Annotated in this window: 20 protein-coding genes, 2 tRNA genes, 3 rRNA genes and 1 other annotated feature; of the genes, 16 read left to right on the forward strand and 9 right to left on the reverse strand. The window is 33.7% G+C overall.

The genetic code is table 11. From position 1 onward, the window contains the following. Nucleotides 1-27: 27 nt before the first annotated feature. On the reverse strand, nucleotides 28-705 hold the full coding sequence (locus tag P8F83_RS19565) for a uracil-DNA glycosylase (protein WP_238907683.1): 678 nt from the start codon (nucleotides 703-705) through the stop codon (nucleotides 28-30). A gap of 525 nt (nucleotides 706-1,230) precedes the next feature. On the opposite strand from P8F83_RS19565, the gene P8F83_RS19570 reads away from it, so the two are divergent. The 5 genes from P8F83_RS19570 to glcT all read left to right on the forward strand — a co-directional run bounded on the left by P8F83_RS19570 (nucleotide 1,231) and on the right by glcT (nucleotide 7,204). Beyond that, nucleotides 1,231-2,751: ribosomal RNA gene (locus P8F83_RS19570) — 16S ribosomal RNA — on the forward strand. A gap of 213 nt (nucleotides 2,752-2,964) precedes the next feature. Beyond that, a 23S ribosomal RNA gene (locus P8F83_RS19575) occupies nucleotides 2,965-5,868 on the forward strand. A gap of 74 nt (nucleotides 5,869-5,942) precedes the next feature. Continuing rightward, nucleotides 5,943-6,059 (forward strand): 5S ribosomal RNA (gene rrf / locus P8F83_RS19580). The 16S, 23S and 5S rRNA genes sit together here with 1 tRNA gene alongside, the layout of an rRNA operon. 5 nt (nucleotides 6,060-6,064) lie before the next feature. Continuing rightward, nucleotides 6,065-6,140: transfer RNA gene (locus P8F83_RS19585), tRNA-Lys, on the forward strand. 206 nt (nucleotides 6,141-6,346) lie between these two features. After that, nucleotides 6,347-7,204, forward strand: a complete 858-nt coding sequence (gene glcT / locus P8F83_RS19590) for a glucose PTS transporter transcription antiterminator GlcT (RefSeq protein WP_326512357.1) — start codon at nucleotides 6,347-6,349, stop codon at nucleotides 7,202-7,204. 27 nt (nucleotides 7,205-7,231) lie between these two features. On the opposite strand, the gene P8F83_RS19595 is transcribed toward glcT, so the two are convergent. After that, nucleotides 7,232-7,711, reverse strand: coding sequence for a PTS sugar transporter subunit IIA (locus P8F83_RS19595; protein ID WP_315113898.1), 480 nt, complete (start codon nucleotides 7,709-7,711; stop codon nucleotides 7,232-7,234). Between the two features lie 470 nt (nucleotides 7,712-8,181). Here P8F83_RS19595 and nagE point away from each other — a divergent pair, with 470 nt between their 5' ends. Beyond that, entirely contained in the window at nucleotides 8,182-9,666 is a 1,485-nt protein-coding gene (gene nagE / locus P8F83_RS19600; protein WP_238907585.1) for an N-acetylglucosamine-specific PTS transporter subunit IIBC, read from the forward strand. 41 nt (nucleotides 9,667-9,707) lie between these two features. Here the strand turns inward: nagE and asnB are convergent, their stop codons facing one another. Next, entirely contained in the window at nucleotides 9,708-11,549 is a 1,842-nt protein-coding gene (asnB, locus tag P8F83_RS19605) for an asparagine synthase (glutamine-hydrolyzing) (RefSeq protein WP_326512358.1), read from the reverse strand. Between the two features lie 141 nt (nucleotides 11,550-11,690). Next, the gene (locus P8F83_RS19610) at nucleotides 11,691-12,128 is read right to left on the reverse strand and encodes an RrF2 family transcriptional regulator (RefSeq protein ID WP_073022680.1); all 438 of its coding nucleotides are present in this window, start codon (nucleotides 12,126-12,128) and stop codon (nucleotides 11,691-11,693) included. Nucleotides 12,129-12,425: 297 nt separating this feature from the next. On the opposite strand from P8F83_RS19610, the gene P8F83_RS19615 reads away from it, so the two are divergent. Together P8F83_RS19615 and P8F83_RS19620 are read left to right on the forward strand one after the other, a co-directional pair. Beyond that, nucleotides 12,426-13,376: an L-lactate dehydrogenase gene (locus P8F83_RS19615; protein ID WP_326512359.1), complete on the forward strand. Its 951-nt coding sequence runs from the start codon at nucleotides 12,426-12,428 to the stop codon at nucleotides 13,374-13,376. A 59-nt stretch (nucleotides 13,377-13,435) separates the two neighbouring features. After that, nucleotides 13,436-13,511: transfer RNA gene (locus P8F83_RS19620), tRNA-Lys, on the forward strand. 84 nt (nucleotides 13,512-13,595) lie between these two features. Here P8F83_RS19620 and P8F83_RS19625 read toward each other — a convergent pair. Further along, nucleotides 13,596-14,843 carry an MFS transporter gene (locus P8F83_RS19625; RefSeq protein WP_326512360.1) on the reverse strand — a complete coding sequence of 416 codons (1,248 nt, stop codon included), beginning with the start codon at nucleotides 14,841-14,843 and terminating at the stop codon, nucleotides 13,596-13,598. A gap of 152 nt (nucleotides 14,844-14,995) precedes the next feature. Between P8F83_RS19625 and P8F83_RS19630 the strand changes: the two genes are divergently transcribed. From P8F83_RS19630 to P8F83_RS19655, 6 genes are all read left to right on the forward strand, one after another. Then, on the forward strand, nucleotides 14,996-15,898 hold the full coding sequence (locus P8F83_RS19630) for an AEC family transporter (protein ID WP_326512361.1): 903 nt from the start codon (nucleotides 14,996-14,998) through the stop codon (nucleotides 15,896-15,898). Nucleotides 15,899-16,078: 180 nt separating this feature from the next. Next, nucleotides 16,079-18,004 carry a methyl-accepting chemotaxis protein gene (locus P8F83_RS19635; protein WP_326512362.1) on the forward strand — a complete coding sequence of 642 codons (1,926 nt, stop codon included), beginning with the start codon at nucleotides 16,079-16,081 and terminating at the stop codon, nucleotides 18,002-18,004. A gap of 114 nt (nucleotides 18,005-18,118) precedes the next feature. Beyond that, nucleotides 18,119-18,367, forward strand: a binding site (T-box leader). Between the two features lie 56 nt (nucleotides 18,368-18,423). Further along, nucleotides 18,424-18,585, forward strand: coding sequence for a YezD family protein (locus P8F83_RS19640; protein ID WP_238907244.1), 162 nt, complete (start codon nucleotides 18,424-18,426; stop codon nucleotides 18,583-18,585). Next, nucleotides 18,585-19,031 (forward strand): hypothetical protein, encoded by a 447-nt coding sequence (locus P8F83_RS19645; protein WP_326512363.1) that lies wholly within the window; start codon nucleotides 18,585-18,587, stop codon nucleotides 19,029-19,031. The genes P8F83_RS19640 and P8F83_RS19645 overlap by 1 nt, the downstream gene beginning before the upstream one ends. Before the next feature lie 54 nt (nucleotides 19,032-19,085). Continuing rightward, on the forward strand, nucleotides 19,086-19,499 hold the full coding sequence (locus P8F83_RS19650) for an RrF2 family transcriptional regulator (RefSeq protein WP_326514866.1): 414 nt from the start codon (nucleotides 19,086-19,088) through the stop codon (nucleotides 19,497-19,499). A gap of 94 nt (nucleotides 19,500-19,593) precedes the next feature. Beyond that, nucleotides 19,594-20,493, forward strand: coding sequence for a radical SAM protein (locus tag P8F83_RS19655; RefSeq protein ID WP_326512364.1), 900 nt, complete (start codon nucleotides 19,594-19,596; stop codon nucleotides 20,491-20,493). 179 nt (nucleotides 20,494-20,672) lie between these two features. Here the strand turns inward: P8F83_RS19655 and hydF are convergent, their stop codons facing one another. Genes hydF through P8F83_RS19670 form a run of 3 tightly spaced genes read right to left on the reverse strand, consistent with a single transcriptional unit; the run spans nucleotide 20,673 to nucleotide 23,571 of the window. Beyond that, complete coding sequence (gene hydF, locus P8F83_RS19660; protein ID WP_326512365.1) at nucleotides 20,673-21,869, reverse strand: [FeFe] hydrogenase H-cluster maturation GTPase HydF; 1,197 nt, start codon at nucleotides 21,867-21,869, stop codon at nucleotides 20,673-20,675. A 20-nt stretch (nucleotides 21,870-21,889) separates the two neighbouring features. Further along, nucleotides 21,890-23,302 carry a [FeFe] hydrogenase H-cluster radical SAM maturase HydG gene (hydG, locus tag P8F83_RS19665; protein WP_326512366.1) on the reverse strand — a complete coding sequence of 471 codons (1,413 nt, stop codon included), beginning with the start codon at nucleotides 23,300-23,302 and terminating at the stop codon, nucleotides 21,890-21,892. 23 nt (nucleotides 23,303-23,325) lie between these two features. Next, a complete protein-coding gene (locus P8F83_RS19670; protein ID WP_021803840.1) occupies nucleotides 23,326-23,571 on the reverse strand; it encodes a TM1266 family iron-only hydrogenase system putative regulator in 246 nt (81 codons plus the stop codon). Between the two features lie 281 nt (nucleotides 23,572-23,852). Here P8F83_RS19670 and P8F83_RS19675 point away from each other — a divergent pair, with 281 nt between their 5' ends. Further along, nucleotides 23,853-24,296 (forward strand): GNAT family N-acetyltransferase, encoded by a 444-nt coding sequence (locus P8F83_RS19675; protein ID WP_326512367.1) that lies wholly within the window; start codon nucleotides 23,853-23,855, stop codon nucleotides 24,294-24,296. 142 nt (nucleotides 24,297-24,438) lie between these two features. Then, the gene (locus P8F83_RS19680) at nucleotides 24,439-25,476 is read left to right on the forward strand and encodes a hypothetical protein (RefSeq protein WP_326512368.1); all 1,038 of its coding nucleotides are present in this window, start codon (nucleotides 24,439-24,441) and stop codon (nucleotides 25,474-25,476) included. 45 nt (nucleotides 25,477-25,521) lie between these two features. Here the strand turns inward: P8F83_RS19680 and P8F83_RS19685 are convergent, their stop codons facing one another. Then, nucleotides 25,522-26,142 carry a hypothetical protein gene (locus tag P8F83_RS19685; RefSeq protein WP_326512369.1) on the reverse strand — a complete coding sequence of 207 codons (621 nt, stop codon included), beginning with the start codon at nucleotides 26,140-26,142 and terminating at the stop codon, nucleotides 25,522-25,524. Between the last annotated feature and the right edge of the window lie 81 nt (nucleotides 26,143-26,223).

The following is a 26,223-nucleotide window of genomic DNA, read 5'->3' on the forward strand; positions in this document are numbered from 1 at the left end:
GAAAAACAAATATTTTTCCCTTTAACCTTAAATATTTTCTATTTGCCAATCTATAGGATTTTTACCTATAGATTTTAGAAAGTCATTACATTTAGAAAATGGTTTTGAGCCAAAAAAACCTCTAGATGCGGATAGTGGACTAGGATGTACTGATTTTATTATGTAGTGATATTTGTTTGTTATGAGTTTCTCTTTTGAAATAGCATTATTTCCCCAAAGTATAAATACGACAGGATCTTTCCTATCATTTAATAAAGAGATTATTTTATCGGTTAATATCTCCCATCCTTTCCCTTTGTGAGAATTAGCAGTATGAGCTCTTACTGTTAAGGATGCATTTAATAATAAAATTCCTTGATCAGCCCATTTTTTTAGGTATCCATTATTAGGTATATAACAACCTAGGTCTGTCTGTAATTCCTTATACATATTGAGAAGGGAAGGGGGAATACCAACACCTGGTTTTACAGAAAAGCTTAAACCATGTGCTTGATTAGGTCCGTGATAAGGGTCTTGCCCTAAAATCACTACTTTAACATCTTTATATGCCGTATAGTGTAATGCATTAAAAATATCATGCATATTAGGATAAATTGTTGTTGTCTTATATTCTGTTATGAGAAATTGCCTAAGTTTTAAATAATATTCTTTAGAAAGTTCTTCTTCTAAAAGCTCTTGCCAATCATTTTTAAAATTAATAGCCATAAAAATCACCCCAATATATTATAACACTTAATAAAAAATAATAGTCGAATAAAGAAAACAAAGAAATAGTAAACGTTATACATCAATAAAACAGCTCCAGGTGTATCCATAATATGAAATCAAAGAAATATGGAGATATATTAAGAATTACTGGTATAAGTTTGTGTGAATATGTTATAATAATAAATAGACATCTGATATAGATGTTAAGATAAAACACGTTCCGCAGAAAACATAAAGTTTCTGAGAATATAAATGTTAACTGAAAAATATTAAAAAAACAGTTGACATAACAAAAACAACATGATAATATATTATATGTTGCCGCTAAACGGTGACGAATAATGACGAAATTGGTCTTTGAAAATTAAACAGAGGAAACTTAAGAAGTTTTGAATAAAACTTACACAACGAAAGTTGTGAGTAAGTAATTGTAACAAATGTAAAGTTTGAAACAACTACTTAAAGTCAACGTAATTCTTAGAGTAAGATTAAACTAAAATTTGTGCACATTAGTGTGACACTTAAATTGAGAGTTTGATCCTGGCTCAGGACGAACGCTGGCGGCGTGCTTAACACATGCAAGTCGAGCGAGGAAATTGCTTCGGTAATTTCCTAGCGGCGGACGGGTGAGTAACACGTGGGCAACCTGCCTGATAGAGGGGGATAGCCTCCCGAAAGGGAGATTAATACCGCATAAAGTCAAATGAAGGCATCTTCAAATGACCAAAGGAGTAATCCGCTATCAGATGGGCCCGCGGCGCATTAGCTAGTTGGTGAGGTAACGGCTCACCAAGGCGACGATGCGTAGCCGACCTGAGAGGGTGATCGGCCACATTGGGACTGAGACACGGCCCAGACTCCTACGGGAGGCAGCAGTGGGGAATATTGCACAATGGGGGAAACCCTGATGCAGCAACGCCGCGTGAGTGATGAAGGCCTTCGGGTTGTAAAGCTCTGTCTTCAGGGACGATAATGACGGTACCTGAGGAGGAAGCCACGGCTAACTACGTGCCAGCAGCCGCGGTAATACGTAGGTGGCAAGCGTTGTCCGGATTTACTGGGCGTAAAGGGAGCGTAGGCGGATACTTAAGTGGGATGTGAAATACCTGGGCTTAACTTGGGTGCTGCATTCCAAACTGGGTGTCTAGAGTGTTGGAGAGGAAAGTGGAATTCCTAGTGTAGCGGTGAAATGCGTAGAGATTAGGAAGAACACCAGTGGCGAAGGCGACTTTCTGGACAATAACTGACGCTGAGGCTCGAAAGCGTGGGGAGCAAACAGGATTAGATACCCTGGTAGTCCACGCCGTAAACGATGGGTACTAGGTGTAGGGGGTATCGACTCCCCCTGTGCCGCCGTTAACACAATAAGTACCCCGCCTGGGGAGTACGGTCGCAAGATTAAAACTCAAAGGAATTGACGGGGGCCCGCACAAGCAGCGGAGCATGTGGTTTAATTCGAAGCAACGCGAAGAACCTTACCTAGACTTGACATCTCCTGAATTACTCTTAATCGAGGAAGTTCTCCCTTCGGGGAGGACAGGAAGACAGGTGGTGCATGGTTGTCGTCAGCTCGTGTCGTGAGATGTTGGGTTAAGTCCCGCAACGAGCGCAACCCTTATTGTTAGTTGCTACCATTTAGTTGAGCACTCTAGCAAGACTGCCGTGGTTAACGCGGAGGAAGGTGGGGATGACGTCAAATCATCATGCCCCTTATGTCTAGGGCTACACACGTGCTACAATGGCGAGTACAAAGAGACGCAAAGCCGCGAGGTGGAGCAAAACTTATAAAACTCGTCTCAGTTCGGATTGCAGGCTGAAACTCGCCTGCATGAAGCTGGAGTTGCTAGTAATCGCGAATCAGAATGTCGCGGTGAATACGTTCCCGGGCCTTGTACACACCGCCCGTCACACCATGAGAGTTGGCAATACCCGAAGTCCGTAGCCTAACCTTTTAGGAGGGCGCGGCCGAAGGTAGGGTCAGCGATTGGGGTGAAGTCGTAACAAGGTAGCCGTAGGAGAACCTGCGGCTGGATCACCTCCTTTCTATGGAGAAATTACTTAAAACTACAACTTAGTAGAATTTAAGTATAAAATTCAGTCAATATAATTGACAAAGATTTACGTTTTCCTCTGTTTAATTTTGAACGACCATAAGTTGTTCAGATGTTCTTTGAAAATTGCACATAAGTAAGTAAAGTAATATATAATAAAGCCAGTTGGCAATTAATTAATCAATTTCTTTTATAGAATGACATAGGTCAAGATATAAAGGGCGTATGGTGAATGCCTTGGCATCGGGAGCCGAAGAAGGACGCGATAAGCTGCGAAAAGCTCTGGGTAGGCGCAAATAGCCTGTGATCCAGAGATGTCCGAATGAGGAAACTCACATGGGAAACCCCATGTATCCATAAGTGAATACATAGCTTATGGAGGGTAAACTCAGGGAACTGAAACATCTAAGTACCTGAAGGAAGAGAAAGAAAAATCGATTTCCTAAGTAGCGGCGAGCGAAAGGGAAAGAGCCCAAACCAGAAATTTATTTCTGGGGTTGCGGACAGAACATAAAAGCTAAATTACGTTAATCGAAGAGAACTGGAAAGTTCCACCGCATAAGGTAATAGTCCTGTAGATGAAAACGCGAAATAGTAAGTTCTGATCCAGAGTACCACGAGACACGTGAAACCTTGTGGGAAGCAGGGAGGACCACCTCCCAAGGCTAAATACTACCCGATGACCGATAGTGAAGAAGTACCGTGAGGGAAAGGTGAAAAGAACCCCGGGAGGGGAGTGAAATAGAACCTGAAACCGTATGCCCACAACCGGTCATAGCACTTTATATGTGTGATGACGTGCTTTTTGTAGAACGAGCCAACGAGTCACGATATGTAGCGAGGTTAAGTACTTAAGGTACGGAGCCGAAGGGAAACCGAGTCTTAATAGGGCACAAAGTTGCATGTCGTGGACCCGAAACCGGGTGACCTATCCATGGCCAGGTTGAAGCGAGAGTAAAATCTCGTGGAGGACCGAACCACGTTGGTGTTGAAAAACCATGGGATGAGCTGTGGATAGCGGAGAAATTCCAATCGAACTCGGAGATAGCTGGTTCTCCTCGAAATAGCTTTAGGGCTAGCGTCGAATATGAGTAATGGAGGTAGAGCACTGAATGGGCTAGGGGGCATATCGCTTACCGAACCTTATCAAACTCCGAATGCCATATACTATTAGTTCGGCAGTCAGACTGCGAATGATAAGATCCGTAGTCAAAAGGGAAACAGCCCAGATCGTCAGCTAAGGTCCCAAAGTGTAAGTTAAGTGGAAAAGGATGTGGGATTTCGAAGACAACTAGGATGTTGGCTTAGAAGCAGCCACTCATTAAAAGAGTGCGTAATAGCTCACTAGTCGAGAGATCCTGCGCCGAAGATGTTCGGGGCTCAAACTTACCACCGAAGCTACGGGCTTACAGTAATGTAAGCGGTAGAGGAGCGTCGTAAACGGGCAGAAGTCGTACCGAAAGGAGCGGTGGACTGTTTACGAGTGAGAATGTTGGCATTAGTAGCGAGATGTGAGTGAGAATCTCACAGGCCGAAAACCTAAGGTTTCCTCAGGAAGGCTCGTCCGCTGAGGGTTAGTCGGGACCTAAGCCGAGGCCGAAAGGCGTAGGTGATGGACAATAGGTTGATATTCCTATACCACTACCATCGTTATTACCGATGGCGTGACGCAGGAGGATAGTGTGTGCTAGCTATTGGATGCTAGTCTAAGCACTTAGGGAGTTAAGACAGGAAAATCCGTTTTAACAATTCTGAGGTGTGATGGGGAAGTCCATTTATGGATGAAGTACATGATTCCACGCTGCCAAGAAAAGCGTCTAGGGAGAAAAGTAGTGCCCGTACCGCAAACCGACACAGGTAGGTGAGGAGAGAATCCTAAGGCCGGCGGAAGAATTGCAGTTAAGGAACTCGGCAAATTGACCCCGTAACTTCGGGAGAAGGGGTGCCTACGAGAGTAGGTCGCAGAGAATAGGCCCAAGCAACTGTTTAGCAAAAACACAGGTCTCTGCTAAAGCGAAAGCTGATGTATAGGGGCTGACGCCTGCCCGGTGCTGGAAGGTTAAGGGGAACACTTAGCGCAAGCGAAGGTGTGAACTTAAGCCCCAGTAAACGGCGGCCGTAACTATAACGGTCCTAAGGTAGCGAAATTCCTTGTCGGGTAAGTTCCGACCCGCACGAATGGCGTAATGATTTGGGCACTGTCTCAACTGCAAATCCGGCGAAGTTGTAGTGCAAGTGAAGATGCTTGCTACCCGCGATTGGACGGAAAGACCCCGTAGAGCTTTACTGTAGTTTAGCATTGAGTTTCGGTATTGTCTGTACAGGATAGGTGGGAGACTGGGAAACTAGGGCGTCAGCTTTAGTGGAGTCAACCTTGGGATACCACCCTGATAGTACTGGAATTCTAACTGGACACCATGAAACTGGTGACAGGACATTGTTAGATGGGCAGTTTGACTGGGGCGGTCGCCTCCGAAAAAGTAACGGAGGCGCTCAAAGGTTCCCTCAGAAGGGTCGGAAATCCTTCGAAGAGTGCAAAGGCAGAAGGGAGCCTGACTGCGACACCTACAAGTGGAGCAGGGACGAAAGTCGGACTTAGTGATCCGGTGGTACCTCGTGGGAGGGCCATCGCTCAACGGATAAAAGCTACCTCGGGGATAACAGGCTGATCTCCCCCAAGAGTCCACATCGACGGGGAGGTTTGGCACCTCGATGTCGGCTCGTCGCATCCTGGGGCTGAAGTAGGTCCCAAGGGTTGGGCTGTTCGCCCATTAAAGCGGCACGCGAGCTGGGTTCAGAACGTCGTGAGACAGTTCGGTCCCTATCCGTCGCGGGCGTAGGAAATTTGAGAGGAGCTGTCCTTAGTACGAGAGGACCGGGATGGACTGACCTCTGGTGTACCAGTTGTTCCGCCAGGAGCATAGCTGGGTAGCTAAGTCGGGAAGGGATAAACGCTGAAGGCATCTAAGCGTGAAGCCCACCTCAAGATAAGATTTCCCATAGAGTAATCTAGTAAGATCCCTTGAAGAACACAAGGTTGATAGGTGAGAGGTGTAAGTGTGGTAACATATTTAGCTGACTCATACTAATAGATCGAGGGCTTGACCAATAAGTTAACTGGAATATATATTATTAAATGAACTTACGTGCAATTTTGAAAGAACAAAATTCTTTCATAATATATTTGGTGATAATGGCATAAAGGTAACACCCCTTCCCATTCCGAACAGGATCGTTAAGCTTTATTACGCCGATGGTACTGCATGGGAGACTGTGTGGGAGAGTAGGAAGTCGCCAAATATTATGGTTCACTAGCTCAGTCGGTAGAGCACATGACTTTTAATCATGGTGTCCGGGGTTCGATTCCCCGGTGAGCCACCAAAAGATTCTAGAATTTTCTAGGATCTTTTTTATTTTTAAAAGTTTATAATAAAACGATTGATTATTAGTTTATTTAATAAATTTTAAAAAATATAGTTGTGTTTTATATGTTTACACTTTACAATTGACATTATAAGGTTTTAAAACAGGTATTAGTTGAATGAAGTTAAAGTCTTATATTATCATTTTAGTAAGAAGGTGAACATGTGAATAGCTCTTTAAAAGAAGATTGTGAAATAATTAAAGCATTTAATAACAACATAGTACTTGTTCAATCGGAAGGAAAAGAAAAAATGCTCTTTCAGAAGGGGATTGGATTTAGCAAAAGACCAGGAGATAAAGTACTTAAAGGAACAGAAATAGAAAAGATATTCATAATTGAAGATAAAGATAATATAAGAAATTTTAAGACTTTAATAAGTAACTTAGAAGAAGAGTTTGTTGGTTTTTGTGAAGAACTTATATTTTTTATATCTAAAGAATTAAATGAGGAGTTAAGTGAAAATATACATATAGGATTAATAGATCACTTATTCTTCGCAATAAAAAGATTAAAAGGTAATGAAGAAATACAAAATCCATTTATAGCTGAAATCGAGACTTTATACAATAAAGAGTTTACTTTAGCGCAACAGGTTGCAATAAAAATAGAAGAATCTTTAGGTGTATATATACCTGACGGAGAGGCTGGATTTATTGCTTTGCATATACATTCTGCAAGAAATAATGGTAGACTTTCTAATACCATTAAATATAGTTTTATAAGTAATACTATAATCGAATATATTGAGGATACATTAGATATTGAAATAGATAAGAAATCATTAGATTATGCTCGATTTTTAACACATCTAAGATTCGCAATAGAAAGAATAAGAACTAATACACCTATAACAAATGATTTTATAGATGTCATAAAGCGTAAATACCGTAAATCATATAATATTGCTAAGTATGTTGCAGAAATATTAAAAGAAAATTTAGATGATGTTGATGTAGTTGAAGATGAAATAGCCTATTTAGCTATGCATATAGAAAGGTTTAGAGTTTCTCTATCAAAATAAAAAGGTGCTAAGATTTAGCACCTTTTCTTATTTTGTTTTATAAGTTAAAATAGTATCTTTTCCCGCTTCTACAGATTGACCGATAGAAGGATTAAGTGACTTTACAGAATCCATATTTGTAATAACTATAGGAGTTACTAATGGTAAATTTTTTGATTTTATGAATTCTCTATCTATTTTTAAAAGAGGAGTTCCAGCTTTAACCTTTGTACCTTGTTCACATAGAAGCTCAAAACCTTCTCCATTTAAAGAAACTGTATCCATGCCAATATGAATTAATAATTCTATTCCATTGGATAAAGTCATAGCTAGAGCATGTTTAGTTTTAAATACTAGAGTTAATTCTCCGTCAGCTGGAGCTACTACTAAGTCTCCTGTTGGGTCTATTGCTATACCATCACCAGTCATTTTTTCTGCGAAAACTGGATCTGGTACAGCGGAAAGGTCTACAGTTTTACCTGAAATAGGAGCTACAAGTTTTAATTCTTTACTAAATAATCCAAACATAAATATCAACTAATTATTTTATAAAAACAATTAGTACAGTTCACTTCCTTTCAATTACAACTTTAAATATACATGCAAAATGAAGTGCAATCTAATAAGCATTTCCTTAATTAGTTCTTATAAATTTACACAACCTATTAAAAAAAGGCATAAGTTTAATATTAAACTTATGCCTGATTAACAGTTACATGTTCAATGTAATTATATACACTGATATATATTTTGTCAATCAATAGTATTTTATATAAAAATAAAAATTTAAAAAATAATTTAATGTAACCGTTGACTAATAAAAAATAATAGTATATACTTGTCTTGTAATTAATAAGTAACTGATACAGCGTGTAACTAGTATAGGGCATTAGCTGGAAAGAGTATATTATGTGTATATTCTTTTCCAGCTTTTTTATTTGCAATTATTTATGATAATTTGCTGATATCAGTAAAAACTATATTCAGGAGGGATTTATATGTCAAAAGGAAACAACAGAGTATTAGCTTTCTTACAAAAGATAGGTAAAGCACTAATGACTCCAGTAGCAGTAATGCCAGCTGCCGCTATACTATTAAGATTAGGTCAAAATGATGTATGGACATGGACTGGTAATAAGTACTTAATGGAAAAAGGTATTCCAATAATAGCTCAAGCTGGAGATGCTATTTTTGGTACTTTATATTTAGGTAAAGGTGATGGGGCAACACCTATTTCGATACTTGGGTTATTATTTGCAGTAGGTATTGCAATTGGTTTAGCTGAAGAAAATAATGGAGTAGCGGCACTATCAGCAACAGTAGGATTTTTAGTATTACAAAAGGTTGCATCAGCTATTAACCCAACTATAAACATGGGAGTATTTGCAGGATTTATAGCAGGTATATTAGCAGGTATATTATATAATAAATTTAAAGATATTCAACTTCCACAGTTTTTAGGATTTTTTGCCGGTAAAAGGTTTGTACCGATAGCTACATCTTTCATTATGATAGCGTTAGGTGTATTAGCAGGTTATGTATGGCCAGCTATCCAAACAGGATTAGATTCATTTGGAAACTTCGTTGCTGATTCAGGTTCAGCAGGAACATTTGGATTTGGACTATTAAACAGATTACTAATACCATTTGGATTACATCACGTAATGAACTCTATATTCTGGTTTACATTTGGAACATTCACTAATGCAGCTGGGGAAATAGTTAGAGGAGATTTAACAAGATACTTTGCAGGAGATCCAGCTTCTGGAGCATTTATGACTGGATTTTTCCCAATAATGATGTTTGGTCTTCCAGCAGCATGTTTAGCAATGATAACAGCCGCTAAAAAAGAAAAGAAAAAAGAAGTTACAGGAATGCTTTTAGGAATAGCATTTACATCTTTCTTAACAGGTATTACTGAACCAATAGAATTCTTATTTATGTTCTTAGCTCCAGTATTATATGGAATACATGCAGTTTTAACTGGTATAGCAGGAGCAGTAACATATGCTCTAAACATGAAATTAGGATTTGGATTCTCAGCTGGATTTATAGATTATGCATTAAACTTTAGCAAATCTAATACAAGTAATCCATTAGGATTAGCATTAGTTGGTTTAGTATTTGGAGCTATATACTACTTCGTATTCTTATTCTACATTAAGAAATTTGATGTAAAAACTCCAGGTAGAGAAGATGATGATGAAGTTGAGGTTGAAGTAAAGGCATCAACAAAATCTTCTGATTTAGCAGGTAAAGCTAAAGGAATACTTGAAGCAATAGGCGGAAAAGAAAATATACAAACAATAGATGCTTGTGTAACAAGAATAAGATTATCTTTAAATGACGGAAACAAGATAAATGAGAGAGAACTTAAGAAATTAGGTGCTTCAGGAGTAATGAAGATGGGCGAAGGTAACTACCAAATAGTAGTAGGTACTTTAGCAGATCCAATAGTTAGTCAGATGAAAAAATTATTATAAGTAATATATTAAGAGGCTAGGAAATTTCCTAGCCTTTAATTTTATATTTTAATATTAACATTATAAATATCAAGCCACATATTTAATTGAATCAAATAAGCTATAAATTGAGGACCCATCATAAGTTGACCATACCAAGGAATTTTATATGATTCTCCTTTACTATCGACAATTTGCTGTATTTTTGTTTTATCAACAATTTCGAGTATAGGGGAAGATGGATTATTTAAGATCTTGTTCATCTCTTTGCATACAGCTTCAGTATAAATAGGATGATAAGTCTTTGGGTAAGGACTTTTCTTTCTTTCAACAATTTCTTTCGGCAATATATTTTTTAATGAGCTTCTTAATAGACCCTTTTCACGTCCATGTAGGAATTTGATTTTTGAAGGAATATTAAAAGCATATTGAACTAATCTAGGATCAGCAAAGGGAACTCTAACTTCAAGAGAGTTAGACATGCTCATTCTATCTTTTCTGTTTAATAAGTTTACCATAAACCACTTTATATTAAGATAAAATAATTCTCTCATTCTATGCTCATAACTATCTTCATTATCTAAATGAGGAACTTTAGCTAATGAAGAATTATAATGATAATTTACCATTTCTTCTATCTTCAATTTTTTCATAGATGGACTTAAAATATCAAGTCTATTTGAAGTGAATCTAGACCAAGGAAAGGTATTGGCTTCATACATGTCTTTATTGGTAAACCAAGGATAACCACCAAATATTTCATCTGCACATTCACCGGATAAGGCTACTACGTAATCTTTTCTTATTTCTTTACAAGCTAAGAAAAGAGATGAATCTATATCTGCCATACCAGGTAAATCCTTTGCTATTAAAGAATCCTTTAAATAACTTACTAAATCTATATTTTTTATCATTATTGTTTTATGGTTGCTATCTATATATTTAGATGTGAATAAAGCCCACTCCTCGTCAGAGGTTGGTTGAAAAAGCGAAGCTTTAAAATAGTTTTCATTATCCTCAAAGTCAATTGAGTAGGTAGTTAATTTTTTACCTTTGTCTTTAAAGTTTTTTGATGCTACTGCAGCTATAGCAGAGGAGTCTAATCCTCCAGATAAAAAGGTGCATAAAGGAACATCACCTACAAGTTGTCTACTAATTGCATCAACTAATAAAGACTCTAAATGTTCAACAGCTTCATCTTCGTTTTCGGTGTATTCCTCTGCCTTAAGAGTCCAATATTCTTTTAAATTAAAGTCTGTTGGAGAAAAGGATATAAAATTTCCAGGCGGAACTTCATCTATATCATTAAATATACCACTACCTAGAGCTGTAGCAGGGCCAAGTGAAAGAAGTTCTGTAATTCCAGTTTCATCTACTAAAGTTGATATATAAGGATGAGCTAAGAGTGTTTTTATTTCAGAACCAAATATTAAAGAGTTTCCTTTAACTGAATAGAATAGGGGTTTAACACCTAACGGATCTCTAGCTAAAAATATTTCATTAGTTTTTTTATTAAAAATACAGAATGCAAAAATTCCATTAAATTTATCTAAACAGTCTATACCCCAATGAATATATGAGGTTAAGAGAACTTCTGTATCTGAATATGAATCAAATTTATATCCATAAGACAATAAATCTTTTCTTAGATCCTCTGTGTTATATAATTCACCATTATAGACTAAAATATACTCATTTCCATTAATAACTTTAGTCATAGGTTGGCTACCGCCCTCTGGATCTACTACTACTAGACGTCTATGACCTAATAGTACATTTTCATTTGTATAAAAACCTCCACTATTTGGACCTCTGAGTTTAAGAGTATCCGTCATACTTTCAATTATATGATAAAAAGAAGATAAATCTTTAGAAAAATCAATCCAACCAGCTATTCCACACATAATCATTACCTCGCTATAAATTTAATATATTTTATTGTATAAGTTATACTATGAAATATTAAAAAATATAGTTACAAATGAATGTTTTACTGAGGATTTTAGTAAAGATAAAAGGCTTTATAAAGAAAGTCTTTATAAAGCCTATATACAGAAATCTGGTTCAATTTTAGATTTATATTCATCAACTAAATCTGCTAAAGTTATATTATCAACAACATTATCAACAGCGTCCCTCATCTTATTCCATATTCCTATAGTTACATAAATAGTAGCGTTATCGGAATTAGGTTTGTTAGTTGGATTGTAATCTACTGGGTAAAAAGGACCTTCCAATACTCTCAGTAACATACCTATGGTTATATCTGATGGATCAGATGCTAACATATATCCGCCTTGAGATCCACGTACACTTCTAACATATCCAGATTTATTTAGTGGAGTTACTATCTGTTCCAGATATTTTTCAGAGATTTCTTGTCTTGCTGCAATATCTTTTAATGGTACTAAATCTTGATTATAATGAATAGCTAAATCAATCATTAGCTGAACGCCGTATCTACCTTTTGTGGATATTTTCACTACATACACCTCTTTTGATTAAAAATTCTTTTCTCATTATAAGTTATTATAAAGCATATCAAGTTACTAGGCAATTATAATATTTATGTAAAGTAGTAAAGTATTTGTACAATATAAAAAATAGTAATATTATTTTAGCTAAATTATAATAATATTATTGATAAAATTATAACTACATTAAAATCCTATAGGAATTATATCAATTAACTATTTTCATATAAAAATTAAAATAAATTGATATTCACAGATAATAGAATTTAGTATAATAAAAACTATAAAACTTAAGGAGGAAAATCAATGGGAATTAAATCTAGAAAAGTAGCAATTGTAGGAACTGGATTAGTGGGATCTAGCATAGGATTTAGTTTGATTACTCAGGGTGTATGCGAAGAGATTCTTATGATAGATATCAATGAAGAAAAAGCACTTGGGGAAGCGATGGATTTAAATCACTGCATTGAGTATTTAGATCAACATACAAAAGTAAAATTAGGAAGGTATGAAGATTGTGGAGATGTTGATGCCATAATAATAACGGCTGGACCACCACCAAAGCCAGGAAAATCAAGACTCGACACCTTGGATGCATCAGCTAGGATAATGGAATCTATAATAACACCTATAATGGAAAGTGGGTTTAGCGGTCATTTTATAATAATATCAAATCCTGTAGATATAATGGCTTATCATGTTTGGAAGTTATCAGGATTACCTAAAAGTCATGTTATAGGTACTGGAACTTCAGTAGATTCAGCTAGATTGAAGCACTTTATTGCAGATTTATTTGATGTAGATCCTAGAAGTGTTCAGGCATATTCTATGGGAGAACATGGTGACTCTCAAATGGTGCCTTGGTCGCATGTATATATAGGTGGAAAGCCATTTAATAAAGTTATAAATGATAACAAACATAGAGTTGGCCATATAGACTTAGATAAGTTAGTATCAGATACAGCTAAAGCTGGATGGGAAGTATTTAATAGAAAAGGTACGACTTATTATGGAATAGCTACTGCTGCAGTAGGTGTTTTAAAGGCTATATTTAATGATGAAAATAGAATTATACCCGTGTCTACGCTATTAGAAGGTGAGTATGGATTTGATGGAGTTTTCGCAGGAGTACCAGCAGTATTAAATAGAAATGGAGTTAAAGAACTAGTTGAAATAGAGATGACAGAAGAGGAAAAAGTAAAATTTGATAAATCAGTTAACCTAATTAAAGATCACTGTAGTACATTGAAATACTAATTATTATTGACAATAATAATTAAATAATATATAATTTAAAATTGTGTTATGTAGTACGGGATTCACTAGCTCAGTCGGTAGAGCACATGACTTTTAATCATGGTGTCCGGGGTTCGATTCCCCGGTGAGTCACCAATTATATAATTTAACAAGATAACTTGCTTAGCTTAAAATAAGAAAATGCTGTTTTTTGTATCTTACAAGAAACAGCATTTTTATTTAGTCTGTAATAAATTCTGCTTTTGGTTCTTCTTCAACTTTTAAAAATATTACTCCACCAACAATAAATAATATAATTAAACTTAAAATTCCATATCTAGATTCTCCAGTAATGGTTCCGACAATACCTATTAGTAAGGGACCAAATATTGATGAAATTCTTCCAAAGATATTATATATACCAAAATATTCAGCAGAATTTTCTTTAGGAATTAACTTTCCAAAATAAGATCTACTTAAAGCTTGTATACCACCTTGAGCACTAGCTACAAGAAATGATAATATCCAAAAGTCTAATGGTGTTTTTAAAAAGAAACCATATATAGAAACTATGCTATAGGTTATTATCCCTACTAAAATCATTATTCTAGGAGAAAAAACCTTAGATAATTTGCCGTATAAAAGTGCAAAAGGAAAAGCTATTATTTGTATAAATATGAGTATTATCATTAGTGTATTGCTATTGATTCCAACATCTATACCATAAGCAGTAGCCATGGTTATTACTGTATGAACACCATCTATATAAAAGAAATATGCTAAAAGAAAATAGAAAACATTTTTATTATTTTTAGTAGCCTTTATTGTAGTAATTAGTTTTTTAATGCTAGTGCTTAAATGTTTAGGACTACCTTCTATATAGTATTTTTGATGAACATTTTTAAACATAGGGACAGTAAATATAAACCACCAAACAGCTGTAAGTAGAAAAGAAATTTGTGTAGCAAGTATTGTATTCATATTTAAACTTGCAGCGTTTGTTATTAATAAAATAGATAAGATAAATGGAATTGTTCCACCTATGTATCCCCAGGCAAAACCAGAAGATGAGATTAAATCCATTCTTTCATTATCAGTTACATCTGTTAAAAATGAATCATAAAATATATTTGAGCCAGAAAATCCTATGGTAGTGATGATATAAATAACTAAGCAATAAATCCAATTGTTTTCTCCAACAGTAGCTAAAAGCGCTGTTGAAATAATAGAAATAAGTGCAAAAATAGAAAATAGTTTTTTCTTAAATCCTTTATAATCTGCAATAGTTCCTAATAATGGAGCTAGTACTGCTATTATTAAAGTAGCAAAAGAATTGGCATATCCCCAGTAGGCTGTAGAAATATTATCTTCTAATCCAACGCCTGCAACACTCTTAAAAAACACAGGTAAAATAGCAGTAGTTATGGTTATGGAATAAGCAGAATTTCCGAAATCTTGTAGTATCCAGCTTCTTTCTTCTTTATTCACTTACACTCCCCCTTAAACTTTTTCGTAATTTAATTATAAATCAGAATAGGTGAAATATTTGTATAAATTGGGAGAGTTAACAATAATTAATTTAGCTTTAACAAATCTTTTCATAATATTACATACTTTAATTAATTTTGTGGAGGCTGTTTATGAATATATATAATCAAATTGCAAATTTGTTTTTAATGATGCTTATAGGAGGTTACGCTAGAAAAAAAGATATATTGAATGAAATTTTAGAAATAGGATTATCAAATTTTTTATTAAATATAACATTACCTCTACTTGTAATTAATTCTTTTGATTTTAGTTTTAGTAAAGATATGTTCAACAATATTATATCAGCGCTTATTTACAGCATTATTGCATTTATAATTGCTATAATTTTGTCTAATATCATATTTAATAGAGTTGAAGTTGGAAGAAGAGAGGTATTAAAGTTCTGTGGAGTATTTTGTAATTGTGGATTCATGGGATTTCCTATAATAGAAAGTATTTATGGAAAAGAAGGATTAGTTTATGCATCTATATTTAATATGATTTTTACTATACTTATTTGGACCTATGGAGTAAGGCTTTATGGAGGTAAAAGCAGTATAAGTAATTTAAGAAATCTACTTAAAAATCCAGGAATACTATCAGTAATAATTGGATTATTTATAATGCTTACACCAATAAGTATTCCAGTCGTTATAAAATCTGTTCTTGAGATTGTAGGAGGTATGACAACTCCACTATCTATGATAATTACAGGGAGTATGATGGCAGGTATATCATTAAAATCACAATTTAAAGATAAAAGTATGTATTTAGGCATAGCTGCAAGACTTTTGATTATACCTTTAGTTTTATATATTATTACATTAGCGATAAATCTAAAATCTGTGCCAGTAAGTAGTATAGTGATAATTGAGGCTATGCCAGTTGGGGCTACGGCATCTATTTTCTCTCAGACCTTTAATAAGGAAAAAGAACTGTCAGCTTTTTCTGTTTTTATGAGTACCTTAATATCAATGATTACTATACCTATAATAGTTGGACTTGTTGTATAGAGATAGGGTTTTCCTATCTCTATTTAAGAATATTTTTATACAAAACATAAAGTAAACGTTTATATTTAAGTAAAAATATGGTAAGATATAAGTGGTTTGATATAGTTTATAATTTAAGTATAGCTAGGAGTGTATATTATGACAAAAAGAACTCATATTATAGGAATCCGGTATAAATTAATGACAAGCTTATTATCTATTTGCTTAGTACCACTATTAATATTAGGTATCGGTAGTTACTTGCAGGCCAGATCATCATTAATAGACAAGTTTGAGATTTCCAGTGAACAAGTGATTCCTGAAGTAATTGAAAAGTTTAATAAATACCCTGTGCAGATATCAATGGCTTCAAGTAACACTATACTTATGGATTCTAAATCAGAGCAGAAAGATATCATCGATTATTTACAGAAATTCAAAGAGAGAAATGAAGATGTGTTAAATGTATTTTTCTTTACTGAAAAGGGAGAAGCTTTTTCTTATCCTGATGAGAAAAAAATAACCAACCCTAAAAGTGAAGTTTGGTATGAAAAAGCTATAAATAATAATGGAAAAGTTATAAATAGCGACCCGCATAAAAGTTTGATAGCTGATGAATCGGTAGTTACTTTTGCGAAAACTGTTGAAGATAAAGGAAAGATTGTGGGTGTTATAGGTATGGAGATATCTATTAATAAACTTTCCTCAATAACTAATAAATATAGAATAGGAAACAAGGGATACATTTTTGTGATTAATGAAGAAGGAAATGTAGTTACCTACCCAAGCAGGATAATCGGAAGTGATTCAGATACTAAAATATCTAATTGGGATGTAATTAAAAACAATGAAAATGGATCTACAGAAATAGATTTTAATAAAAGTCATATATTTACGACTTTTGGTACAGATTCAGGTACAGGCTTTAAAATTATTGCAGCTATGGACGAGTCTGAGTTAAAAGCTGATATAAGTGGAATAAAAAATATGATTTTCATAACCATTGGGGCAGTGATTGTGATAGCCGCATTGTTTTCTTTTTGGTTAAGCAATGGATTAGCTAAAAGTGCAAAGAAGCTAGAACAAGGGTTTAAAAAGGCTGCTGAAGGTGATTTAACAGTTAAGGTTGACATAAAGTCAAAAGACGAGTTTGGAGAATTAGGAAAAAACTTTAATTTTATGATAAAAAATATGTCAGCACTAATGCTAGAAGTTAAAAATTCTTCTAAAACGGTCTTTGATACATCAACGAATTTAGGAGTTATGGCAGAGGAGAGCACGGCGTCTGTAGGACAAGTATATAATTCTATAGAAGAAATATCTAGAGGAATAATAGAACAAGCTGGAAGTGCTCAAGAAGGAGTAAGTAATATAAATGAACTCTCAAACGAGATAGATGGAATAGTTGAAAATACTAAGGTTCTAAAATCTGTATCATTAAATGCCTTAGAACTAGGAAATAAAGGCTTGAACATGGTTAAAGTTCTTGGTGAAAAATCAGATAGAAGTAAAATATCATCAAATGAAGCTAGCAAAATTGTATTAAATATGAATAAGAATACTGAAGAAATTAATAGAATTTCTGATGCTATAAAGGAAATAACAGAACAAACCAACCTTTTATCACTAAATGCGAGTATTGAAGCTGCAAGAGCAGGGGAAGCTGGAAGAGGGTTTGCTGTGGTAGCTGATGAAATAAGAAAATTAGCAGAGCAATCTAGAAAATCTACTGAAGAAATAAGAAAAATAATTGAGAGCGTTCAAAGTATGTCTAAAGTAGCTATAAGTGCTATGGAGGAATCAAAAGTAACTGTAGAGGAGCAAGAGGTAGCGGTAAATGAGACAGAGAAAATATTTACACAAATACTAGATGCTATAAATCAGTTAACTAATAGAATAAAAGGTATTGCAGAATCAACTAGTGAAATATATTCAAAGAAAAATAAAGTAGTTCAAAAAATAGAAAGTATATCTGAGATATCGGAAGGGACAGCAGCCTCGTCGGAAGAAGTAGCAGCATCTACTGAACAAATAAATACAACTATGGATGCGGTAGCAAAGGGAGTAGAGGAACTTAGTCTAATAGCAAGTAATCTACAGTATGCTGTAGGAAAATTCAAATTATAATATTAGTTAGCCGTTGTATGGGAGTGCAACGGCTTTAAATTTTTTTAAATAAAATATATTGACATCTATTTAACTATGATTTAATATAGTATAAAGTACATCGGAATAGTAGGAATAAAAGCTATGAAAAAGTAGAGTAGCATAGAAAGTAGTCTCAGAGAGAAGGATTATGGTGGAAGTCCTTTACGAAAGTCTATGTGAAGTGCACTTTCGAGCTGAAGCTTGAACATATCTTCTATGAATAGATGATAAAGTAGGGCTATTCGGAGTCATCCGTTATAATGATAGAATATGTTAGTATTCAATAAGTGGAGTCATTTTGACTTAAATAGAGTGGAACCGCGGGATAATCTCGTCTCTGTATATTAAATTATATAGAGGCGACTTTTTTATATAGTAACAATAAGGGGAGTGGTACTATGAAGGTGGAAAAATTATTAAGAGAAAGTCCGGTTAATGAACAAGTATCCCAAAAATTAAATGAGCTAATAAAGGGAATTAGTTATGGAACAGTTACAATAGTAATTCAAGACGGCAAGATTATACAGATAGAGAAAAATGAGAAATTCAGAATGAGGTGATGAGTATAGTTACAAAATTAGATATAGGTTTAATAAACCTTATAAATAAGACAAGTTCAACTATGGATATATCTATTTATAATGAAAATTTTTGGCATAGTATTTCTAAGGGGGGACTTTACGGTAATAATCAAGGAAAACTTGTGTGTTTTCAAGAGATACAATCACCAATGATAAATAGAGATATAGTAAATAGTAGGATTGAGATAAACATTATTGAGGACAAGAAAGTAAGCTTAAAGGTAATTGGAATTATTGAGAGATTTATAATAGATGAAGATGAGTTTAAGAAGTATGAAAAGACAATTAATAAGCTATTTGAAGATGTATTTTTAGATAATATATCTATAATTCGTCCTTATGAGATAATCAGCGATGACTTTGTATTTAGATTAGGGTCTGGGGATATTGATACATTAAGTATTCAGATAGATAAGGTGGTTTAGGAAGACTTGAAAGTTCGAAATTTAAATTAGAGCAAAGGAGAGTTTATTATTAATATATCAACTAAAGGAAGATATGGATTAATAGCTATGGTTTTTATAGCAATGAATCAACAAGAAGAGTACATTCCTTTGAATTTAATTGCAGAAAGACAAAATATTTCTCAGAATTATTTGTCCCAAATCTTTTTTTTGCTAAGGGGGGCTAATTTAGTTAAGAGTGTAAGAGGGTTTCAAGGAGGATACTCACTTGCTAGAAAAGCCTCAGAGATATATGTAGGAGATATACTTAGGGTAATAGAAGGAGAAACAAATTTAGCAAACATTCATAGTCACAATGACATTGAGGAAAGAATAAATATAGCTGTGTGGGAAAATATAGATAAGCAGATAAATTCAGTATTATATTCAATTACTTTGGAACAATTAGCTAGTTCAGAGGGAGTATTCTTTTTAAATTCTATAAATTAAACATAGTATAGTAAATACTGACTAGAGAACTAGAGGTATAAATCATGGAATAGTGATTTATACCTCTATTTTTTATATAAACGGAGGAGATTTTATGGCGGATTTTAATTTAGTTAAAAAGAAAAGCAGGGATTTTACACACCTTGCAAAATCCCATCCATGTTTGGGGGGAGAGGCACATAATAAGTTTGGTAGACTACATTTGCCAGTCAGTCCATCTTGTAATATACAGTGTAATTTTTGTAAAAGAGATTGTAATGGAGATGAAGACAGACCAGGAGTTGCTAATGGGATATTAAATTATAATGATGCGGTAGATACAGTAAGAAAAGCTTTGGAACTTTGTCCTGAAATAACTGTTGTAGGAATAGCTGGACCAGGGGACACATTGGCAACCCCACATGCGTTGAAAGCTTTCGAATTAGTGGACAAGGAGTATCCAGACCTTATAAAATGTTTGAGTACAAATGGGTTACTACTCCCTAAATATTATAAAAAAATTTATGATGTTGGTGTAAGAACTATAACAGTTACAGTTAATGCTGTTGATCCTAAGATACAAGGTCAAATAACTTCCTATATAGTACATGATAAAAAAGTATATTATGGTGAAGAAGGAGCTTCAATATTGATAAAAAATCAATTAGAAGGTATCAGCTTAATTAGTAGATTAGGAGTAATAGTAAAAGTAAATTCTGTATTAATACCTGGAATTAATGATGAGCATATTGAGGTTATATCTAAAACAGTTAAAGAAGCCGGAGCTACTTTATACAATATAATTCCACTTATTCCTCAACATGATCTAAGCCATATCGAGGCACCAGATTGTAATCAACTAGATAAAGCAAGGATTGAAGCTGAAAAACATCTTGAGGTATTTAGGCACTGTAAACATTGCCGAGCAGATGCTTGTGGTATACCAGGAAAACAAGATTTATCAAGTAAGTTATATGGGGCTAATAAATTTCTTGAAACTTTTTCCCATGGGTAGAGTTTGGATAAGTTTCTTACGGGTATAAAATTCAGGTATTTAAAACTTTAGAAACGTAGAAATTTAGAAAATTACAAACGTACAAATTTACAAAATTAGAAATTTAGAAACGTAGAAATTTTTAGTTCAAAAAAAGAACTTCTATGAAAAATCACAGAAGTTCTTTAAAAATAACTAGATTATTTTACTTCAGGGAACATGTTTACAACTCTATCTAAAATTCCATTTAGATGAGCAATAGCAGTACCAAAGTTTGTTATAGGCATATCATCAGCTTCAGCTTTAATAAGTCTACTCATTAATTGTTTTCTAGTGAACATACAGCTTCCACATTGAATTATAAGCTTAAATTCTTTAAGATCTTCAGGGAAGTCTACTCCAGTTAAGTTTACAAATTCAACATCGCCATATCTTTCTTTAATCCATATAGGAAGTTTTTCTCTTGCTATATCGCCTTTTAATGCATGGTGAGTACAAGCTTCTGCTATAAGAACTTTATCTCCAGGTTTTAGAGAATCCATAGCTCTAGCTCCTCTAACGAAGGTAGCTAAATCTCCTTTATATCTTGCCATAAGAATTGAGAAAGAAGTTAAAGGAATATCTTCAGGAACTATTTTACTTACCTTATCAAACATTTGAGAATCTGTTATAACTAGATCTGGAGCGCATTTTAAATCTTCTAATACGTCTATAAGCTCAGTATCTTTAACAGTTAGAGCCATTCCATCATAGTCTAATATGTCTCTGATTATTTGAACTTGAGGAAGTATAAGTCTTCCTTTTGGAGCTTGGATATCTTGAGGTGCTACTAAAACAACTCTTGCTTTTGGTCTAAGTATATCTCCAACTATAGCAGGAAGTTCAAAATCTGTAGGGGCAATATCTATGATAGCTTGTTTAAAACTACCTATATTTTTCTTTTCCTTAGCGCTTAAAGATACAAAAGGAATGTCAAAATCAGATTTTAAAGAAGTTTCATCTAAAGAAAATTGATCTATCTTATTTATTACTCCTATTATAGGAATATTTCTTTTAGTTAATTCTTCTTTCCATGTCATCTCCATCGAGAAATCAGTAGATTCTCCTGTAAATACTAAAATAGCTAAATCTGTTCTGTCCATTATATCGAAGGTTTTCTTTATTCTAAGTTCTCCTAAAGCACCTTCATCGTCTAAACCAGCTGTATCAACTATCATTACAGGGCCTAATGGAAGTAATTCCATTGCCTTAAATACTGGATCTGTAGTAGTTCCAGGAGTATCAGACACAAGGGCTATGTCTTGATTTGTTAGGGCATTTACTAAACTTGATTTTCCTGCATTTCTCTTTCCAAAAAAAGATATATGGAGTCTATTGGCTTTTGGGGTATCTAACATGTTTTTATTCCTCCTCTTAATTAGAAACGTAAATCTCTTTCTCCATTTTCTATTCTTTCAAGCTTCTTTAAGCAAGCTTCTTTAGCAGCTTCATTTGGTATGGTTTCAAGGTTTTTAAGTATTGCTTTTTCACCAACTTCTTTAGTTTCTTCATCAGCATAATCTATTAAGTATTCTTTAAAAGTAAGTAAGGCATTAGGAAGACATACATTGTGTATTTGTCCAGATTTAGCTAAAGCCATAAATCTTTCTCCAGTTCTTCCTTCTCTATAACAAGCTGTACAGTAACTTGGGACATATCCTTGATTACATAGGCTTCTCATAACTTCGCTAGGACTTCTTTCATCACTTACTTCAAATTGTGCTGTGTTTTCTTTAATTTTATTTTCATCAGCATATCCACCTACTCCAGTACAAGAACCTGCAGAAACTTGGGATACACCTACAGATAATACTTCTTCTCTAAAATTAGCTTCTTCTCTAGTTGATAATATAATTCCTGTATAAGGAACAGTTATTCTAAGGATAGCTACTAATTTCTTAAATTCTTCATCATTTAACATGTGAGGATATTTATTTGTATCAACACCTTCAGCTGGCCTTAACCTTGGAACAGATAAAGTGTGTGGGCCTACCCCTGTTTCTTTATCTAAATGTTCAGCATGCATAAGTAAAGCTATAGTGTCGTATTTATGTTCATATAATCCGTAAAGTACACCCATTCCAACATCATCAATTCCAGCGGCTCTAGCTCTATGCATTGCTGTAGTATGCCAGTTGTAATTATGTTTTGGACCATTTGGATGTAGATTTTCGTAAGTCGGTTTATGGTATGTTTCTTGGAATAATATATAAGTACCTATACCAGCATCCTTAAGCATTTCATATTCTTCTACAGTTGTTGCAGCTATATTTACGTTACATCTTCTTATAGCTCCATTATCAAATTTTAATGAATATATAGTTTTTAAAGATTCAAGAACATACTCTATAGGATTGTTAATTGGGTCTTCTCCAAGTTCTAAAGCAAGTCGCTTATGGCCCATAGCCTCTAAAGCTTGTACCTCTTTTGCTATTTGATTTTGAGTTAATTTCTTTCTTAATAAATCGCTGTTACAGTGTTGATAACCGCAATATTCACAATTATTTACACAGTGATTAGAAAGATATAAGGGAGCAAATAAAACGATTCTGTTTCCATAAATTCTTTCTTTAATTTCTCCAGCAACTTTAAACATTTCTTGAACTAATTCTTCATCTTCTACAGATAGAAGTACAGCTGCTTCTCTGTGAGTTAATCCTTTAAAGTCTCTAGATCTTTCAAGAAGGTTTTTTACATATTCTTTATCTTGGGCTAATTTTTCACCTTCTTCAATACTTGAGTAAATTTCTTCATCAATAATAAATTCTTCTGCCTTATATTCTCTTATCATAATAAAAACACACTCCTCTAATATTACTTCTTTGTAATAGCAGACTTAACTTGAACGTACTTTATTCTTCCAAGCTTACCTGTTAAAGCACCTATTTCATCCGTTGTGCCATCTACAATAATAGAAATTACAGATACCCCTTTTTCTCTATAGGGAATACCCATTCTGCCTACTATTATCTTGGCATAGTCATGAAGTATTTCATTAACAGAAGGAGCAGCTTCTAAGTTATCTAAAACAATGGCAACTACACCGACTCTATTTTCCATAATTACCTCCAAAAAATAAAACCCTCTGTTAGCAGAGGGTTAAAATTTTAACAAACTAGGAAAAACATAAATTTATTTAATCCAGTTGTCATATTAATCCTTTTGCTTAGAAACTTCCTTGCAATTAGAATGAAACTATATAACTAATTCCTAAAGTCAATTAAAAGAGAAAAGCTCTTCTAATTCAGTTTAAGAAGAATTACAATATATATTGTACATCAGTTAAATCTAGATATCAATAAATGGATATAAATAAAACATATGAAAAGAGGTTTGAAAATATGAAATGGTATATAAAAGAATTTAAGGATTTAAGTATAAATGAACTTTATGAGATAGTTAAATCAAGGTTTGAGGTTTTTGTTTGTGGACAGAAAATAGATGAACAAGACTTTGATGATGTTGATAAAAAATGTGCACATATATTTTGTGTAGATAATGATAGAGTGGTAGCTTATAGCAGAATAATACCAAAAGGAATAAGTTATGATGCTCCTTCAATAGGAAGAGTTTTAGTTTTAAATAGCTATAGAAGAAGAGGATTAGCTGTAGAAATGATGAATAGAGCCATTGAATATATAAAGGATGTCTATAAAGAAAAAGAAATAATATTATCTGCTCAAGAGTATGTGGTAGCCTTATATAAATCAGTAGGATTTGAAGAAATATCTGAGGTTTATTTAGAGGCTGGAATTCCTCATAAAAAAATGAAGAAATATTTGTAGTTATAGAAAACTCTAACCATCACTATCCTCTGTGTTTTTGCATATTATGGAAATATGTACCAAAGAACGATAAAGAGGAAGTGGTCGTATGACACCTAATATTATTAATTACTATGGGGGAGGAAATACAGCACGAGGGTTCGTGAATTACTATGACTCTGTATTAGAAAATATAAAGGACATATATGTTATAAGAAATGCTCCCCAGGTGATAAAGACATCGGTTATAAAAAATATTGCACAAGCCTATTTAGCAAAAGGTTACGAGATAGAACTTATAAATAGTTATATGGGAGATGAATATGTAGAAGGTGTAGTTATTCCTAATGGGAATGTAGCTTTTATTGATGGAAACCCTATATACGGAACAAAACTTGAGAGTATAAAAAAAGATAAACAATATATAGACTTATCTCAAATTATGGATGAAAACTCATTGAAAAAAAGGCACAAAAATATAGAAAACTTAAAAGTATTAATGAAGGAAGAAATAAAAAAAGCTCATGTTGCATTTGGAGAGGGACTTAAAATTCATGATAAATGGGAAGCAATATATATAGAAAACATGGATTTTAGTAGAGCAGATGATTTTGCAAAGGAATTAATAATTAGAATATTAGCAGAAACAAACTTAAATAAAAAATCAAAAATTGTGCATAGGTTTTTAGGAGCAGCGACTCCGGATGGACCAAAGGATTTTATACCAAGCATTACTAGAAACATTGGGAAGAGGTACCTTATAAAGGGCAGACCAGGCACAGGAAAATCAACTATATTAGGAAAATTATTAAATGAAGCTGAAAAAAGAGGATATGATATTGAAGCTTATCATTGTGGTTTTGATCCTAAAAGCTATGATATGATAGTGCTTAGAGAACTTAGCATTGCAGTTTTTGATAGTACTAGACCTCATGAATATCTAGCAGAACGACATACAGATGAGATTGTAGATACCTATGAAGAACTAGTTTATCCTGGAACTGAAGAGAAATATAAAGACGATATTGAAAATATTAAACAAGAATATACTAAAAAAATAAAAGAAGCAACAAGTTACCTAGCCGCAGGTAAAAAATATATGCTAGAACTAGAAAGCCTATATCTTCAGTCTATAAACAAGGAGAAGTTAAGAAATCTAGAAAAAGGCTTAGGAACATTAATTGAGATGTTTGTTAAATAGAGTAAAAAAGAAATCCATAAATTAAGTGGATTTCTTTTTTGTTTCCTATTTTCTATTTAACTCAAAAAATATTCCGTCCCATAAAGTTATCAAGGTATTGTCGTCCTTAACATAAAAGGTGTTTCCAAAAAAGGAAGCCCAGTTAGAATTAACATTTTGAATAACATCAACCTTTTTAACAGAAGCTGAGCTTATTCCTATAGTTTTTAAAGAAACTCTGTTTTCTGAATTAAAATCATTATCAGATAAAGTAGTTTCTTCAAAGGTAGGATTAACTAGATTTTCCTTATCAAAAGATACCTTTTTTTCTGTTAAATAAAGCTCTTTTCCTATATAAGACTTTATCTTATCTTCAGACATAGCGTACACTGGAGTAGTTGCAATTTTTTTACTTACAACCCAGGTTCCAAAATAAGATTTAGAAGATGTACTAGTGTTGTCAGTATTAGTTATAGGAGAAGAGGGTTTTTCAGGAGCCTTATTCAAATTAGAAGTAGTTTCTTCTTTATTAGAATCGCTAGTATTTTCATCTTTTATGGTTTCTGTATTAACCTCTTCTTTTATTTCATTGCTGCTAGTATCCTCCTTTGTGTTTTTAGAACAAGATACTAAAGCTAAAGTTAGCATTATAATTGATATCATTAAGACAAATAGTTTTTTTTTCATAATTTCCTCCACTTGACGTTACTTTAATCATTTATAATTATAGAACTATAAATTTGTAACTTAAAGTTTTTAATGAAAGAA

It is taken from the genome of Clostridium intestinale, from assembly GCF_035905475.1.
Lineage (GTDB): Bacteria > Bacillota > Clostridia > Clostridiales > Clostridiaceae > Clostridium_T > Clostridium_T intestinale.